Here is a 17,697-nt window from a genome sequence, read left to right as displayed (position 1 = left end):
TAAGAACTGTTGAGGAAGCAATAAAAGAAAGTAAAGAAAAAGCTAAAATAGAAGGTTTAGAAGAAGGTAGAAGAGAAGGTTTAGAAGAAGGTAGAAAAGAGGGATTACAGCAAGGATTACAACAAGGATTACAACAAGGATTACAACAAGGATTGCAGCGTGGAAAAGAAGAAGAAAGAAGAGAAATAGCTAAAAAATTATTATTGAAAAAATTCGGTAATAAAACGGAACCAATATTACCAAAAATCGAAAAATCAGATTCTAAAACAATAGAAAATATAATAGAAAATATATTCGAGCTTGATCTAAAGGATATAGAAAAAATTATCCAGAAAAAGCTTAATTAAAAGAGATGTAAAAGGAGGATTTCGATGAAAGAATTTAAATATGATGCAGAAAAAGCAAAAAAAATAAATGAAAAAATAAATGCAGTGTTAGAGTTTACAGAAATAGAAGGCAACAAAGAAGGAAAATATCACAACACACCGTTTATGGTAAAAGACAATATACAAGTATTAGGAACAAAAATGACCTCAGCATCAAAAATACTTGAAAACTATAATTCAACATATACCGCAACAGCAATACAAAAACTCTTAAATGAAGGTTTCAAAATCGTTGGAAAAACAAATCTCGATGAATTTGCAATGGGGGGTTCAAATGAAAATTCAGCATTTGGACCTGTAAAAAATCCATGGGATCTTGAAAGAATTCCTGGAGGTTCAAGTGGAGGTTCTGCAGCAGTTGTTGCTGCGGGAATAGTACCATTTGCAATAGGATCAGACACAGGAGGTTCAGTAAGACAACCAGCATCATTCTGTGGAATTGTTGGATATAAACCAACCTATGGTGCAATATCAAGATATGGCCTTTCAGCATTTGCTTCATCTCTTGATCAAATTGGAGTACTTGCAACAAACGTAAAAGATGCAGCAACAGTAGTAGAAGTAATGTCAGGAAAAGATGAAAAAGATTCAACAACACTGGATATAAATTGGGATTTAACCTCAGAAATAGAAAAAGAACCTGAAAAAATAAAAATAGCAATACCAAAAGAAGTATTTGAAGTTGAAGGAATAGACCCAAAAGTACTTGAAAAATTCAAAGAAAACATAGAAAGATTAAAAGAAAATGGTATCGAAATAGAAGAAGTGGAAATTCCACATTTAAAATACACCGTTTCAATATATTACATAATAGCACCATCAGAAGCAAGTTCAAACCTTTCAAGATATGATGGAATGAGATTTGCATTAAGAGAAGAAAAAGAATCATTAAAAGACACATACATGGAAACAAGAGATAAAGGTTTTGGAATAGAAGTAAAAAGACGTATATTCATGGGTGCATTTACATTAAGCTCAGCATATTATGATGCATACTTCTCAAAAGCAGCAAAAATAAGAAAACTATTAAACGATGACTTTGAAAAAGTATTTGAAAAATACGATGCAGTATTAACCCCAACAACAACGATGCTACCACCAAAAATTGGAGAATTAAAATCCCCACTTGAATACTATTTAATGGATTTATTTACAATATCAGCAAACATGATAGGAGCACCTGCAATTAGCATTCCTTCAGGATTAATAGACAATTTACCATTTGGAATACATCTAATATCAAAACCATTAGAAGATGCCAAAATGCTAAAAATAGCAAATAAATTTGAAAAAATATTCGGCAGGCTTGAATTACCGGAGGTGCAATTATGAGCAAATACAAAACCACAATAGGACTTGAAATACACGTACAATTACTAACAAAAACAAAAGCATTCTGTTCATGTTCCGCCAATGCATTTGAAAGCGAACCAAACACAAACATATGTCCAGTATGTACAGGACAACCAGGTGCTCTTCCTGTATTTAACGAAGAAGCATTAAAATTAGGAATAAAAGCAGCAATAGCATTAAATGCAAAAATAAATGAATACTCAAGATTTGATAGAAAAAATTATTTCTATCCAGACCTTCCTAAAGGTTATCAGATTACACAATATTTCTATCCATTGGCAAACGATGGATACATAGAAATAGAAGGCAAAAAAATCAGAATAGAAAGAATGCATCTTGAAGAAGATTCAGGAAAAATGTTCCATGAAGGTGAAAAACTTGAATCAGCATCATACAGTCTCGTTGATTACAACAGAAGCGGAATTCCTCTTATAGAAATAGTAACAAAACCAGATATAGAATCTCCAAAAGAAGCAAGACTATTCATGGAAAAACTCAGAAATATATTGAGATATGCAGAAATCTCAACAGGAGACATGGAAAAAGGTGCTTTAAGATGTGACGCAAACATATCAATAACAAATACAGAAACAGGATTCCAGAGTAATCGTGTTGAAGTAAAAAATATCAACTCATTTAAATTTGTTGAAAAAGCGCTTGAATATGAAAGAGAAAGAATAATTCAGCATTTAGAAGAAGGAAAAAACGTACCAATGGAAACCAGAGGTTGGAACTTTGCAACACGTTCCACATTCTCAATGAGATCAAAAGAAGAAGAAGCAGATTACAGATACTTTCCTGAACCGGATATTCCACCTGTAATAGTTACAGAAAAAGATATCGAAGAAGTTAAAAAAACAATGCCAGAAATGATAGACGAAAAGAAAGAAAGATTTATAAAAGAATATACAATAAAAGAATACGATGCAGAAATTCTCGCATCAGACAAAGAACTTGCAGATTACTTTGAAAAATGTGCTAAACTCGTTAAAAATCCACAATTTGTAAGTAATTTCATAATCACAGACCTTCTAAGAGAAATGAACAAAAACAACATAGAATTAAAAGACATAAAAGTATCGCCAGAACACTTCAAAGAATTAGAAGAATTAATAGATAGCGGAAAAATATCAACCAAAATAGCAAAAGAAATATTCATAGACGTATTTGAAACAGGAAAATCACCAGCAGATATAGTAAAAGAAAAGGGACTTGAACAAATAGATGATGACGAAACATTAAAAGAAATAATCAAAAAAATCATCGAAAACAACCCAAAACAGGTTCAACAATACAAAAATGGAAAAACAAAATTATTAGGTTTCTTCGTTGGACAATTAATGAAAGAAACAAAAGGAAAAGCAAACCCACAAAAAGCAAATAAACTTGTAAAAGAAATGTTGGAAGAATAACTTTTAATCATCACCACAGCAAATGCTGTGGTGATTTTATTTTAAATATTATATAACAAAAAAGTCCAGCTTTCGCTGGACTTTTGGTTATGGCTCCGGCGGAGGGATTCGAACCCCCAGCCTAGTGGTTAACAGCCACCCGCTCTACCGTTGAGCTACGCCGGAACAACTTCCGAGAATTATTATAACACAAAATATGCTACTTTGCAAGAAAAAATTTCGAGAATAAAATGTTAATTTTTATCGAACTCATCCCTGGTAATAGGCGTTCCACCAACTAATTCAAAATTAATAAGGCGATATACACCATCAAATTCTGCATGCAAATAAATTCTTTCACTGCATTTAGAGCCAATATACTCCTTATTAATTTCATATCTTGCTCTACCTTCAAAAGCATTTGAAAAATCATATCCTTTTCTCAAATAGCTTCTAAAGGTCTCTCCACAATTATTGCATTTAAAATAAATAACAAGGGATTCTCCTTCATCATAAAAAGGATTTTTGGAAATATCCTTCTCTTTATTCCTTTTCCTGAACCAGAACATTTAAATCACCTTCTAATTTCAATCCATTTTCAAGATAATGGGACAATTTAATAAGAAAATTATTAATATCTAAAATAGATTGATGGAATAAATATTCAATACCAATAAAATGAGAAATACCCATAAGCGTTAAAGCTATTGTTTCCTTATCCTCAAGTTTAACACTTGATAGATTTTTTAAATAACCCTTTCTAAAAGCATCATAATATTTAATAACCTCTTCCTTTGCCACAAATTCCGATTCTCTAACAATTTCATAATAATTTTTATTTCTTTCAAAAAATTTCAAAAATAAATAAGTTCCCTGTAATTCCTGTTCCAATCTATTCAAAGAAACAGAAAGATTTCTACTAATAAACTTTCTTGTCTCATGACTGATGTTTCTAACAATCTCTCGTAAAAAAGTTTCCTTGCTATCAAAGTAAATATAAAAAGTACCAACTGCAAAACCAGCGAGTTTAGTAATATCATAAACATTTACATTGTGAAAACCATAAGTTCCAAATAATTCTATTCCAGCTTCAACAATTCTTTCCTTTGAGTCCAGTTTTTTCGAACGTTCATTTATAAACTTAACATTAAAAATTCTTTCCTTTCTATTAATTCGTTCATCAAAAATCCCATTAAAAACAATATCTTTAAATGATTCCTTATTAATATTAAACCAGTTATAAGCAGCCATAACGCTTAAAAATCTTAATCCACCAACAATAAAAATATATTCAACATCAGAAATATCCCTTTCCAAAATATTAGAAAGAGTATTAATATAAATATTCTTTAATTTTTTTTCATACTCAGGAAATTTATACTGTCCCTCACGGAAAATAGTAACCAATTCTGTATCCTTTGCAGAAAGTTTGAAAACGATGTCTATAAAAGAAGAAATCTTATCTTTTTTGGAATTACCACTAATCTGAGAAAGTTCAACCTCCATTTTTTCAATAAGCTCATTTAAAAAAAACTCAAAAAGTGTTTTCTTATCTCTAAAATAATTATAATATACCCCATTTGAAACCCGGGCATTTCTACAAATTTCAGCAACAGAGACAGTATCATACCATTTTTCAGAAAAAAGCTTCCTTGCAGATTTTATAATCTTTTCCTTTGTACTGGTTTTTCGTCGTCTTCTCAAAATTATTCAACTCCATTTCATTATTAAAAAGCCATTCTTAATACAGGAATTCTGGAATTATTATCCGGTTCTTCATTTAAAGAAGAAAAATCCTCTGTATTCGAATTCCAATTTAAAGTTGTATCCAGTTTTTCGAGATTATCTGGATTTGAAATTTGTTCAGTATAATAAACAAAAACAACATTATTTAAAGTTTTAAAAGAAACATTTTCAGGCGAAGATTCAATATAGTCATTATCAACCAGCGTATCTATATTATCAGGAAAAGAATCATTATCATAATAATATTGAATAATTGAGTTCTGAATCACCTTCATATCATTAATAATTTTAGTAAATTTTGCTTTGTTAATAATATTATTAACCATTGGAACAGAAAAAGCGCCAATAATAGCAATAACAGCAAGTACAATTAAAACCTCATAAAGACTAAAACCATCATGCTTCTTAAACGCCAAATCCATCTCCCCCTTTGTTACAAATTCAATTATAATTATACCATAATTTACCCGGGAAAAATAAAATTATGATATAATATATTGAAAAATTAAAAAGGAGAGTGAAAAAATGTCAATACTCATAACAGGCGGAACTGGATATATAGGAAGTCATGCATGTATTGAATTCTTAAATGCCGGATATGAAATAATTGTACTGGATAATTTTTCAAATAGCAAACCTGCAGTTTTAAAAAGAATAAAAGAAATAACAGGAAAAGATTTCAAATTCTATGAAGCAGATTTGTTGGACAAAAATAAAATAAAAGAAATTTTCGACGAAAATGAAATAGAAGCGGTTATACATTTTGCAGGTTTAAAAGCAGTTGGTGAATCAGTGGAAAAACCATTATTATATTATCACAATAACATCACAGGCACTCTTAATCTTTTAGAAGTAATGAAAGAAAAAAATGTAAAAAAAATAGTATTCAGCTCATCAGCAACAGTATATGGAAACCCACATAAGGTTCCAATAACAGAAGACTTTCCAACTGGAGCAACAAATCCATATGGAAGAACAAAATTATTCATAGAAGAAATATTAAAAGATTTATATATCTCAGACAAAAATTGGAGCATATCATTATTAAGATACTTCAACCCAATAGGTGCACATGAAAGCGGAATGATTGGTGAAGATCCAAACGGAATACCAAACAATTTAATGCCATATATCACTCAAGTTGCCGTTGGAAAAAGAGAAAAATTATATGTATTTGGAAATGATTACGATACACATGACGGTACAGGCGTAAGAGATTATATCCATGTTGTGGATTTAGTAAAAGGACATATAAAAGCACTTGAAAAAATAATGGAAACCACAGGAGTAAAAATATATAACCTCGGAACAGGAACAGGATATAGCGTTTTAGATGTAGTAAAAGCATTTGAAAAAGCAAGTGGGGTTAAAATTCCATATGAAATAGTTGATAGAAGACCTGGAGATGTAGATAAAATATATGCAGACCCAACAAAAGCATTAAAAGAATTAGGCTGGAAAGCAGAAAAAGATTTATACGACATGTGTAAAGACTCATGGAATTGGCAAAAGAAAAATCCAAATGGATATGAAGATTAAAACAAAAGCTCCCAAAAAGGGAGCTTTTTTCATAATATAATAAATAATCCATATAATGAACCTAAACCATATGAAACATGTAAAGTCCAGAAAGAAAATAACGTTGGGAAAAACAACTTAAAATCCTTATTCTTTCTCGAAATATCAAAAGAAAAATACAAACTCAAAATCAAATAAAGCCCTAAAATTGAAAAATAAGGAATTCTTACAATAGGATAAAAAATAGAAAAAACACCACCTAAAACCAAAAACAACACAAAAAACAAAGGCACAAGGTGTCTTAAAGAAAAAGCCTTTCTTGCATAATGAGTACTTAAAATTACCCATAACCCATTATTAAAATTATTCTTCCACAAATCCTTAAAATTATCTCTAGCATAATAATAAGCTTCTGCTTCAGGAACCAGCATTATTCTGAATCCTGCATTTTTAATTCTTAAATTCATCTCAATATCCTGATTTCTTCTGAGCTTTTCAACAAAACCTCCCAATTTTTCAAAAACTTCTCGCTTATAAACACCGTATGCAACAGTATCAACATACTCTTCTTTATCGTTTTCCAATCTATACTTTGCCCCTCCAATTCCAAACGGATGAGATAAAACTATAGAAATAGCTTTCGCTACAGGCGTGTCTTTTCCCTGAATAGTTACCATCTTTCCTCCAGCAACATCACATTTATCTTCATCAAGTCGTCTAACACAGGCTGAAATATAATTTTTAGAATAAGTAGTATGTGCTCCGGCAATCATTATATAATCACCAGTTGCATTTTTCAAACCAATATTTAAAGCAATAGGAGTTGTCTTATCAGGATTATCAATAATCCTGATATTCTCATATTTTCTTAAAATATCACGAGTTCTATCCTCACTCATTCCATCAACAACAATAATTTCCTTGTTCTCATAATCATTATTAATCAATGAATCAATACATTTTTCTATATGTTTTTCTTCGTTTAAAACAGGAATTATAATTGAAACTTTTTTTTCTTCCATATCTATCCCCCATCATTAATTAAATTTCTAATTTTTAAATATAATTTTTCTCTATTTTTTTCTACAGATATATTTTCTATATACCTTAAAACATTTTTTTTATAAAAATCATAATTATCTAAAACTTTTTTAATTGCTAAATAAAAGTTATTATTGGATTCTCCAATTTTAAATTTTTCACATAATTCTTTTAAAGGGGGATTTTCAGAAGTAACTATTGGTATTTTTGAAAATAGAAATTCATAAACTTTTCCTGAAGCACAATATTTATTGTTATATGTATCATCATTATATGTGACAATTCCAATATGTGAGTTATCAATTAAATATTTTAATTCATCAAGAGCTAATTTGTCAAATAAGAAAACATTGTTTAACTTATATTGATCTATTATATTGAATAAAATTCTTTTATCTTCGTCTTTTCCCCCACCAACAATAAACAAATTGCAATTTTTTAAATTAATCATACTTTTAACAAGTAAATCTGTTTTTCTTTCAACTTCATAACCACCTGTATAAATTAAGTTAAATTTATTGTTTGAGAAATAGGAATTATATTTTTTATCATATAAATCTTTGTTATAAACTTTTTCAATTTTTCTTATGTTTTCAAATACAAAAGGTTTATCAAACAAATTATATAAGTCTTTCATAATTTTTGCTCTATATTCATTAGCTGCAATTACAAGATCAGCTTTTTTCATTAATTTTATTTCAGAATAAGTTAGTAATTTTCTAAAACCTTTTCTTTCTGATAATAAATATAATTCTCTAACATCTTGAAAAACAAAATTACTTTTTCTAAATTTTAGAATGAAAATAGCGGGAATAGAAGCTAAATAATTATCAACAAAAAATATATCAATTTTTTTAGTTTTTATAGCAGTTTTTAAAGATAAAAAAATGAATCTACTATAGTTTTTAAAAGTTAAATACTCATTTTTTTTAATTTTTAGTTTTATATGTTTTTTTACTTCTTTAATATATGTATTATCATTAATTACAGGAGATACTAAAGTAACATCTCCAAAATTTTTGATAACTTTTAAAAGTTCTTGAGTTCTAATATCATTTTCTATAATTGAGTAAGAAATAAATAATATATTCATAAATTCACCTACTATTTTAATAAGTCAATAATAAAATTACTAATTCTTTCTGAAGAATTTGGATCTTGGTAATAGAAAAAAATATCTCTAATCATCTTTCTATTTGTAGAATAATCGTCATTGCCAGATAAGATTTTATGGATAGAATCTAACATAGAATTAAAATTAGAAACTTTTAATCCGGGAGTCCAAAAATCATATGGATATAGTAAAAAGCCTCTTTTTTCATAATAAGTTTTAATATCATTGTTTATGAAAATAACAGGTTTATTTAAAATTAAATAATCAAAATATATACTTGAATAATCTGTTATAAGTAAATCAGAATCGGGGAGAATTTCATACAAATCAATTTTCTTTTCTTTCAAAATATCTTGATTTAAAAAAATAAAATTTTTGCTATTAAAATCTTTATAAATTTTCTTATAATATGCTTCTTCAAATGGATGCAATTTTGCTATAAAAAGTATATTATTGTCTTTTAAAAAATTATCAAAAATTTCTAATGAAAAATCTTCAAAACCAAAAATATTATTATATCTTTCAATTCCTTCAATTTTATCTAAATAACCTTTTCTATATGTTGGAATGTAAAAAACAACCTTTTTTCCATCAAAATCAACTATTTCATTTAATCTTCCTTTTTTAAATAAAAAATCTATTCTTGGAAATCCAAGGTTTAAATATTTTGATTTATAACTTCCTACTGTTGAGTTTAGTAAAGTTGAATATGTATCAGAAGAAGAAATTATATAATCATATTGATTAATTGATTTTATAACTAACTTTTTTTCTTTTAAATTTGCAGATTTATCCAAAAGTCCCATAGCTTTTAAAGGTATTCCATGCCATAACTGAATGAAAATTTGATTTTTTTTCTTTTTAAAAGGAAGTCCATGACTAACAACAACAATTTTAGAAGAAGATATGTTTTTTAACCAATTAAAATATTCTTTAAAAGATTTAATCTTACCTTCTAAATAAATAATATTCAATTTATTATTCTTATTTATATTTTTATTTATATTTTTTAAGTGAATATAAAGAGCATAAGAATTTGAACCGCTAAATGGAGTTTCTTCTATAATAGTTATTTTATTTTTATTTATAGGAAATAAAAATATTAAAAATTTACTTATTATATACCCAATCTTCCTAATAAATTTTTGTAACATAAAACCACCCTACCATAAGTCTTTTCTTAATTGTTCTAAAATTTGAAAAGCTTCTTTCAATTCTTCAAAATCTATTTTTGTCAATATATCTAAAGCTTTTTTTAATTCGGTAGTAGATAATTTAGAAATATGTTGTAGAATTTGTTTTATTTCTGTAGAAGATATTCCCTCTGTTCTTGGTAAATATACAACTTCACAATATTCTTTTAAAAAATCAAATTTTCCTTTCCAATCTTCACCCATTACAAAAATATCCACATTATATTTTTTAATATCTTCAATTTTTTGTTCCCAATTTTTTTCTGGAATAACCATATCAACACATTTAATGTTTTTAACTATTTCTGCTCTTTGGTCATATGGTATTATAGACTTTTTTCCTTTTATTGCATTAAATTCATCGGTTGAAACTGCTACTATTAATCTATCTCCTAGTTCTTTTGCTCTTTGCAATAATTTAAGATGCCCTATATGAAATAAATCAAATGTGCCATATGTTATTACTGTTTTCATTTTTTCACCTCAAAACTAATTTTTTTTCATTTTCATAAAACTAATCATTTTTGAAACAACTAAAGAATTTATCTCTGATTTTAAAATAAATTCAAATGTTAAATATAAAATTAATCCTAAAAATACTTCTATTATAATTTTTTCTAACGATTCTATATTTAATTTCGTCACTTGAAAAAGAATACCATAAACTAATATACCACTAATAAAATGTTTCCAAATTCCTTTTGTTATTTCAAATATTTTAATGTATTTTCTTATTATAGTTATTTGAATAAGTGCAACCAAAAATTCTGCTATTATTGTTGAAATTGCTGCTCCAATTGATTGATATTTTGGTATTAAAAAGTAATTTAAGCTAAAATTCACTATTGCTCCAATGGTAACTGATAAAGTTAAATATTTTTCTAATTTCATTGGAACCATTAATTGAATTCCAAAAAAGTTACTCCAACTTATAAATAAGATTATAGGACTTATAATCATAATAATATCTTTTACCTTAATAAAATCTCTTCCAAAAAAAATTGGAACAAATGTTGGCATTGTAATAATCATCATTAGCATTATAAAAACAGATGCATAAGTTATATAATCAAAAACTTTTCTTGCATAATATGTAATTTTTGCATTATCGTTCAAACTAATTAAATTAGAAATTTTAGGTAACATAACTATTCCAATTGAAGTTACTAAAGCTAAAGTCATTTTTACCAATCTTTGCGACATATCATAAAACGCTACTTCGGATTCATTTGCAAGTATTCCTATCATTGTTTTATCTAAAACTGTATATATTTGAATTGCAATCATTGGTATAAATAATTTTATTGTATTTCTTAGATGATACAAAATTTTTTCTTTAGAAACCTTTTCTAATTTTATATATTCAGGTAGATACTTCCATAATATAAATTGTCCTACAAAATTTCCAGATGCAGAAATCAAAGCATAATAAACATAATCCTCAGGTTTCTTAATAACAATAAAAATTAAAATTGTAGAAATAATTTTTATTGTTATACTTCGAATAGAAGTTTTTTTAAAATCTTCTATTCCCATGAAAAAATATGAAATATCGAAAACAACAGCTATTAAATTTATTAATTGAATATAATATACTATTTTATAATCACTATTTATAGTAAAAACAAAAAATACATATACAAAGATAGAAATAATAGAGGTGAATAATTTTAAAAAGAACAATTCCCAAAAAGTTTTATTTAATACTTTCTTATCATTTCTTACATATGCAATTGTTCTATTGCCATATAATGTCATTCCTAATGTTGCTAATAATATAAAATATTGAACTATTGAATTTGTATAAGCAACAATCCCTATTCCTTGAGGATCTAAAACTCTTGTTATATATGGAATTGTTATAAACGGAATTAAAATATTTGAAATTTGAAGTAAAGTATTATAAACATAATTTTTTGCAACACTCATTTATTTTAAATACTCCTCTACTCTTTCAATACTTTTTTCAATAACCTGATCCATATTATAGTATTTATATTCAGCAAGTCTTCCAACAAATATGTATTTTCCTGTTTTTTCTAATTTTTCTACTTCTTCCATGTATTTTTTTCTTTTTTCCATATTATCTTCTGTCATTACTACGTAGTATGGTTCTCCTTCTGCCTTTGGATATTCAAAACATACTGTTGTTTTATTAGATTTTTCATCTAAGAAATGTTTAAATTCTGTTATTCTTGTCCAGTCATAATCATTTGGATAATTTACTGTTGCAACTGGCTGATAATATTCTTTATCAAAAGTTTTAAATTTTAATTCAAGCGATCTGTATTCTAATTTTCCATATTTGTAATCAAAAAATCTATCAAGTTCTCCTGTATATATTGTTAATTCAGACTCAAATAAATCATTTACCTCAAAATAATCTGCTCCTAATAGTAAGGATATATTTTCATGATCTAACATATTTTCTACCATTTTTGTATATCCGTGTTTTGGTATTCCCTGATATTGATCAGAAAAATACCTGTCATCTCTATTTTCCCTTACAGGTATTCTTTTTGCTATTTCGGCTGATAATTCTTCTGGATCTCTTTCCCATTGCTTTATTGTATAATTTTTAAAGAACATTTCATATAATCTTTCTCCAACCTGTGATACAACCGCATCTCTAAAGTTTTTAGGAGGATTATTGAATTTAGATTTTTTCACTTCTTTTTCTAAAAATTCCTTTACTTCATGTGTCCCTATTTCTATTCCAAATACTTCTTTTAACGTATCTCTATTTATTGGAAAAGGTATTAACTTTCCTTCAGCGTAACTTAATACTTTATGTTGATAATAATGGAATTCTGTAAATCTATTTACAAAGTCCCATACTTTTTTATTTTTTGTATGGAAGATATGTGGACCGTATGTATGTACAGTAATCCCATGCTCATTTTTATAATCATGACAATGTCCAGCTATATGTTTATGTTGTTCTATTACTAATACTTTTTTACCTTTTTCAGCTAATAATCTGGCTGCCGTTGCTCCAGCCAATCCTGCTCCTACTATTACTATTTCATATTTCATTTTTCCAGCTCCTCTAAAACAAAAATTCTTTTTATATCTTGCTCAAAATTCTTCTCTTCAGCTAATATGAAATTCCTATAATTTTCAAATTTTTTTATTTCATAATCATAATTATCTAATAAATACCTTATTTTGTTAATTATATTTGATATATTTTTACTTTTTACATCGAATTTATATTCATCATCTATAGGGACATCTTCTTTAAATTGAGCTGAACCTCTTTTTCCAACTATAACACAACAATTTGATATAGCAGCTTCTCTAGGAATTCTATCTTTACCAGGATGATTTCCGAAATCTATATAAACTTTAGCTTTTAACAATAAATCCGCAACTTCTTCTGGTGTCATATTGATGATAGGAACAAATTTTATATCAGGAGCATTTTTTATAATTTTTTTGGTAAATTGATAACCTTTTTTCGGATTATAAACAACGATATTTTCTTTTTGTAATTTATTCTTGTTTTTTAATTGTTTTTCGATAAAAAGAGGATTAAGATAATCCGAAAGATAGTCGATTTTTTCTTTTTTTATTCCTTTTTTTAATAGGTAGTTTTTTGCATAGTATGACTGAACAAGATGATACAAATTTGGTAAATCTTCAAAATTATAAAAACTTTTAGGTTTTGTAATTTTTTTTAATATTATTTTAATAGTTTTTTTAACATTTTTGGGATAACCTGTAAAGTTATCTACACTTAACCACCATATAATTTTTTTAATTTTATTATATTTATAAATTAAATCAGTTTTTACTTCAGGAACTATAAGAATATTATTTTCATCATCTTCTATTTCTCTAACAAATGCATTATTGTATTTTTTGTAAAATTTATGTACAGGATTCTCTATATTATTTGGGTAATAAAACATTTTTGCATTTATTCCAAATAAATTCATTTTATGAACTAATTGATGTAATAATTCTGGTCCACCAGTAGCAACATTTGCCGGACATGCAACATAAATTTTAGTATTTTTATTAATTTTAAAATTCATTATATCCCTCCATAATTCCTTTTATAAAACTCCAAATATTCACCAGAAATAACTCTTTCCATCCATTCTTTGTTGTTTAAATACCATTCTATTGTTTTTTCTATTCCTTCATCAAACATTATTTCTGGTTCCCATCCTAATTCTTCTTTTATTTTTGTTGGGTCTATTCCATATCTTCTATCATGTCCAAGTCTGTCTTTTACATGCGTTATGAGGGTTTCATTTATTTGCTCATCTCCTGTTTTTTCTCTAAGTATTTCTATTATTTTTTTATCTCTGTGAAAAAATGATTTTTCCTTATTTCTTCTCCAATATCTAGGGGTCAAGCCGCTGTGTATGAGTGATTATCCTGAACAAAAACTATATCTATTCCTATTTTTTTGAATTCTTCATATGAATAGCTTTCCATGAACCAACCTCTATGATCACCAAATACTGTAGGTTCTATTATATATAATCCTTCTATTTCTGTTTCTATTTTTTTGAATTTGTTCATTCTCTCACTCCATCTGCTATTTCCATTAAATATCTTCCATATTCTGTTTTTTCTAATTCTTTTCCGAGTCTGTATAATTGTTCTCTGTCTATATAACCCATTCTATATGCTATTTCTTCAATACATCCAACATAGAAACCCTGTCTGTTTTGAATGGTTTCTACGAAGTTTGATGCTTCAAGTAATCCGTTATATGTTCCCATATCAAGCCATGCGAATCCACGACCAAATAATTCTACTTGTAATTCTCCTAATTCTAAATACATTCTATTTAAATCTGTTATTTCTAATTCTCCTCTTTTTGATGGTTTTAATTGTTTGGCAAATTCTACTACTCTTTCATCATAGAAATATAGTCCTGGTATTGCATAATTGCTTTTTGGTTTTTCCGGTTTTTCTTCTAAGCTTATTACTTTTCCATTTTCATCAAATTCCACTACTCCATAACTTCTTGGATCTTTTACATAATATCCAAAGATTACCGCTCCTTTTTCTAATGAACCTGCTCTTTTTAGCATTGCGCTAAATCCCTGGCCATAGAATATATTATCCCCAAGGGTTAGCATACATTTATCGCCATCAATGAATTCTTCGCCTACAAGAAAAGCATCTGCTAATCCTCTTGGTTTTTCCTGGATTTTGTATTCAATTCTTAATCCTAGTTGTGATCCATCACCAAATAATCTTTTATATAATTCAATATATTCAGGATTTGTTATTATCAATATTTCCCTTATTCCAGCAAGCATTACTGTTGATAGTGGATAGTATATCATTGGTTTATCATATACTGGTAATAATTGCTTGCTTACTGCTTTTGTTATTGGATATAATCTTGTTCCAGAACCGCCTGATAGGATTATTGATTTCATGGTTTCAACCCCTAAATTTTAATATAATTTTTAGTAATAATTGTTCTAAAGTAAAATCTATGATTCCAAATAAAAAAGAAATATGTAATAGTGGTAGAATAACAAAATTAGGTAGTGTATTATATTTTTTATTATAATAATATCGTGATTTGTATAGAATCATATAACTTTTAATTTTCTTTTTAAGACCTTCTTTTTTGTATGGATGATTATGATAATAATATATGTAAGGCAATACACATATTTTTTTTCCTTGATTTTTAATTTTTCTTCCTAATATTCTCTCTTCACCATATAGAAAAGTTTCTTCATCAAACATATTTACTTTGACAAAATCTTGAGTTCTAATAACAAAAAAAGAGCCTGGTATTACATCAACAAAAAGCTCTCCACTCTTTCCAACATTTAATTTTTTGTATTTAACAGGATTAAAAAATCTGTAAAGTATAGGAATATTCATAATTATATCGTCAAATTTATCAGGGCATTTCCATGCAAAATTATATAAATTTAAATTTTTCCCCATTTCAAACATAAAACCAGTAGCTGCAGAAACATCACTATTATTATTTAAAAAATTTATAACGGTATTTAATGTATTCTCTTTAGGCAAAAGCACATCAGGATTCATTATACCTATATATTTAGGATTAAATAATTCTATAGCTTTTTTTACTCCAAAATTATTACCTTGGGCATAACCAGAATTTTCATTATTATAAATAACTTTTATGTTATCATAATTTTCAAATGTTTTATGTAAGTATTCATAAGAACCATCAAGTGAATTATTATCAACAATAATTATAGATAAATTAATACCTTTTTGGGTTAATAAATTTAAAGCAGCTTTTTTAGTTAAGTTCTTTTGTTTATAATTTAATATGACAACAGAAATCTCATAATCCTTTTTCAATTTAATTCACCCTAACTTTATTATACAGATTATTTAAAAAACTGCACTTACCCCAAATTAGTGGACAGCCTGAGTTTAACTAAAAAATAACAATTCAAATACACTTCTTTTTCCAGAAAGTGAGGTAATTTATAGCGTTATATCTTTTTTTATTATAAAATGATTTAATATATTCAAATATTATTTACATTATATAAATTTTAAGATAAAAGTTTTTGAATATAACTTATTATAAAATTTTTGTCTTCTTTTATTGGGGAAAATACGAAAAAGAAAATTATTGCAATAATTGTAATTATACCATTAATTATTATCCAAAATAATATTGAAGATAAGCCTTTGGTAAGATAGAAAACTAATGAATATAAAAAAGAATTTATCAGAATATAAAAAAGTGTATATTTAGTATAAGGATATATTTTAAATATTATCCCAACTTCTATAAATTTTAGAACATTAACGATAATAGCAGATAAAGCAATAGAAGCAGCAATTCCCCATTCAAATTTATTTCCTAAAATAATACCTGTAGTAATTCCTACAAATATCATTGTTAAACCATTAAAAATTTCAAATTTTTGATGTCCACTCATGTTTAATAGTGTTCCATTTGGTCCAACAAAAGAATCAAAAAATTTAGATATTACAATAATAGAAATTATTAAAAACCCTTTTTCATAGTCTTTTCCTAAAAATGAAATTAATCTTTTTAAATTAAATAATGTAAAAATAACTATAGGTAATATTATATAAGTATTATATCTTGAAATTTTTTGGAATAAAATTTTTATTTTTTCATAATCTTTATTTTTAGAATAACTTGCGAATTCAGGTATAGCTATATTTGCTAAAACGCTTCCCAAAATATCTCCTAAAGTACCTAACATTATACCTAAAGATAAATATCCAACCATTTCATTAGTTGAATAAATTTTTTGTAGAACTTTAGAGATATTTGTATAAAGGGAATAAGTTACTGTTAATAAATAATATTGCCAAGAATTTTTTATTATATGAAAAAAATTTAATTTATAAGGAAAAGAAAACTTTTTTATAAGTATTATTGTAGGAATTATCAAAGATAATATTTGGGATATAACTAAAGCTTTATAATCATAGATAAAAATATAAATAAGAAAAAAAGATACCATAAATATAATTTTAATTAAAAAACTTTTTATAAACGAACTGATATTTTGTTTTCTTTTTCCGACATAGTAATTAAATATAATGTCTGATATTTGCATTAAAAGAAATAAAACAATAACATAAAATATATTTATGGATGAAAACATATTTGATTTTATTAAAGAATATTTTGTTATGTAGTAAATAAGGGGGAAAAATAATATATCAAGAATCCAATATAAAATTATATACTCAGATAATATTTTATCAGATTTTTTTGTATCAGATACAGATATTTCTCTTACAATTAACCAGGGCAATCCAAAATTAAAAAAAACAACATACATACCAGTGATACCGAATATAACATTTGCTTTACCATATTCAGTTGCACCTAGAATTTTTGCAATATAAAGCTGCATTCCAAAACCTATCAAATTTCCTAAAATAGTCCATAAAAAAGTTTTGGAAGCTTTTTTTACTAAAGACACATACAACACCAC

17 protein-coding genes, 1 tRNA gene and 2 pseudogenes are annotated in these 17,697 nt (G+C 26.5%); 4 read left to right on the top strand and 16 right to left on the bottom strand.

Annotation, left to right across the window (positions count from 1 at the left end; all coding sequences use genetic code 11):
- From XO10_RS06295 to gatB, 3 genes and pseudogenes are all read left to right on the top strand, one after another.
- Nucleotides 1-347 (top strand): annotated as a pseudogene (locus tag XO10_RS06295) (flagellar biosynthesis protein); the annotation flags it as partial.
- A gap of 24 nt (nt 348-371) precedes the next feature.
- Complete coding sequence (gene gatA, locus XO10_RS06290; RefSeq protein ID WP_075780594.1) at nt 372-1,718, top strand: Asp-tRNA(Asn)/Glu-tRNA(Gln) amidotransferase subunit GatA; 1,347 nt, start codon at nt 372-374, stop codon at nt 1,716-1,718.
- Nucleotides 1,715-3,151, top strand: coding sequence for an Asp-tRNA(Asn)/Glu-tRNA(Gln) amidotransferase subunit GatB (gene gatB / locus XO10_RS06285; protein WP_014296742.1), 1,437 nt, complete (start codon nt 1,715-1,717; stop codon nt 3,149-3,151). The genes gatA and gatB overlap by 4 nt, the downstream gene beginning before the upstream one ends.
- Before the next feature lie 90 nt (nt 3,152-3,241).
- Here the strand turns inward: gatB and XO10_RS06280 are convergent.
- The 4 genes from XO10_RS06280 to XO10_RS06265 form a co-directional block, all read right to left on the bottom strand.
- Nucleotides 3,242-3,316, bottom strand: a tRNA-Asn gene (locus XO10_RS06280).
- Nucleotides 3,317-3,384: 68 nt separating this feature from the next.
- On the bottom strand, nt 3,385-3,699 hold the full coding sequence (locus XO10_RS06275; RefSeq protein WP_014296741.1) for a hypothetical protein: 315 nt from the start codon (nt 3,697-3,699) through the stop codon (nt 3,385-3,387).
- On the bottom strand, nt 3,674-4,834 hold the full coding sequence (locus XO10_RS06270; RefSeq protein WP_014296740.1) for a TetR/AcrR family transcriptional regulator: 1,161 nt from the start codon (nt 4,832-4,834) through the stop codon (nt 3,674-3,676). Before XO10_RS06270 ends, XO10_RS06275 begins: the two co-directional genes overlap by 26 nt.
- 23 nt (nt 4,835-4,857) lie before the next feature.
- Nucleotides 4,858-5,292: a type II secretion system protein gene (locus XO10_RS06265; RefSeq protein WP_014296739.1), complete on the bottom strand. Its 435-nt coding sequence runs from the start codon at nt 5,290-5,292 to the stop codon at nt 4,858-4,860.
- A gap of 109 nt (nt 5,293-5,401) precedes the next feature.
- Between XO10_RS06265 and galE the strand changes: the two genes are divergently transcribed.
- Nucleotides 5,402-6,415 carry a UDP-glucose 4-epimerase GalE gene (galE, locus tag XO10_RS06260; protein ID WP_014296738.1) on the top strand — a complete coding sequence of 338 codons (1,014 nt, stop codon included), beginning with the start codon at nt 5,402-5,404 and terminating at the stop codon, nt 6,413-6,415.
- Between the two features lie 29 nt (nt 6,416-6,444).
- Here the strand turns inward: galE and XO10_RS06255 are convergent, their stop codons facing one another.
- The 12 genes and pseudogenes from XO10_RS06255 to XO10_RS06200 form a co-directional block, all read right to left on the bottom strand.
- Nucleotides 6,445-7,416 carry a glycosyltransferase family 2 protein gene (locus XO10_RS06255; RefSeq protein WP_175421290.1) on the bottom strand — a complete coding sequence of 324 codons (972 nt, stop codon included), beginning with the start codon at nt 7,414-7,416 and terminating at the stop codon, nt 6,445-6,447.
- A gap of 2 nt (nt 7,417-7,418) precedes the next feature.
- Complete coding sequence (locus tag XO10_RS06250) at nt 7,419-8,528, bottom strand: hypothetical protein (protein WP_175421289.1); 1,110 nt, start codon at nt 8,526-8,528, stop codon at nt 7,419-7,421.
- An 11-nt stretch (nt 8,529-8,539) separates the two neighbouring features.
- The gene (locus tag XO10_RS06245; RefSeq protein ID WP_175421288.1) at nt 8,540-9,703 is read right to left on the bottom strand and encodes a CDP-glycerol glycerophosphotransferase family protein; all 1,164 of its coding nucleotides are present in this window, start codon (nt 9,701-9,703) and stop codon (nt 8,540-8,542) included.
- Between the two features lie 9 nt (nt 9,704-9,712).
- The gene (gene tagD, locus XO10_RS06240) at nt 9,713-10,216 is read right to left on the bottom strand and encodes a glycerol-3-phosphate cytidylyltransferase (protein WP_175418360.1); all 504 of its coding nucleotides are present in this window, start codon (nt 10,214-10,216) and stop codon (nt 9,713-9,715) included.
- A 15-nt stretch (nt 10,217-10,231) separates the two neighbouring features.
- Nucleotides 10,232-11,671: a flippase gene (locus XO10_RS06235; protein WP_175418359.1), complete on the bottom strand. Its 1,440-nt coding sequence runs from the start codon at nt 11,669-11,671 to the stop codon at nt 10,232-10,234.
- On the bottom strand, nt 11,672-12,778 hold the full coding sequence (glf, locus tag XO10_RS06230) for a UDP-galactopyranose mutase (protein ID WP_175418358.1): 1,107 nt from the start codon (nt 12,776-12,778) through the stop codon (nt 11,672-11,674).
- On the bottom strand, nt 12,775-13,782 hold the full coding sequence (locus XO10_RS06225; RefSeq protein WP_175418357.1) for a hypothetical protein: 1,008 nt from the start codon (nt 13,780-13,782) through the stop codon (nt 12,775-12,777). Before XO10_RS06225 ends, glf begins: the two co-directional genes overlap by 4 nt.
- A complete protein-coding gene (locus XO10_RS06220; RefSeq protein ID WP_368494261.1) occupies nt 13,782-14,120 on the bottom strand; it encodes a GDP-mannose 4,6-dehydratase in 339 nt (112 codons plus the stop codon). The genes XO10_RS06225 and XO10_RS06220 overlap by 1 nt, the downstream gene beginning before the upstream one ends.
- A pseudogene (locus tag XO10_RS06215) lies at nt 14,120-14,278 on the bottom strand (dTDP-4-dehydrorhamnose 3,5-epimerase family protein); the annotation flags it as partial. The gene XO10_RS06220 and the pseudogene XO10_RS06215, both read right to left, overlap by 1 nt.
- Nucleotides 14,275-15,150 carry a glucose-1-phosphate thymidylyltransferase RfbA gene (rfbA, locus tag XO10_RS06210; RefSeq protein ID WP_175421286.1) on the bottom strand — a complete coding sequence of 292 codons (876 nt, stop codon included), beginning with the start codon at nt 15,148-15,150 and terminating at the stop codon, nt 14,275-14,277. The pseudogene XO10_RS06215 and the gene rfbA, both read right to left, overlap by 4 nt.
- 4 nt (nt 15,151-15,154) lie before the next feature.
- A complete protein-coding gene (locus XO10_RS06205; RefSeq protein ID WP_175421285.1) occupies nt 15,155-16,066 on the bottom strand; it encodes a glycosyltransferase in 912 nt (303 codons plus the stop codon).
- A gap of 200 nt (nt 16,067-16,266) precedes the next feature.
- Entirely contained in the window at nt 16,267-17,685 is a 1,419-nt protein-coding gene (locus tag XO10_RS06200) for an oligosaccharide flippase family protein (RefSeq protein WP_175421284.1), read from the bottom strand.
- Nucleotides 17,686-17,697 lie beyond the last annotated feature (12 nt).

Origin of the sequence: Marinitoga sp. 1135 (assembly GCF_013363245.1) — a bacterium.
In the GTDB taxonomy this organism is placed as follows: domain Bacteria; phylum Thermotogota; class Thermotogae; order Petrotogales; family Petrotogaceae; genus Marinitoga; species Marinitoga piezophila.
The sequence above is the reverse complement of the archived record's forward strand: the minus strand, read 5'-3'. Positions and strand labels throughout refer to the sequence as shown.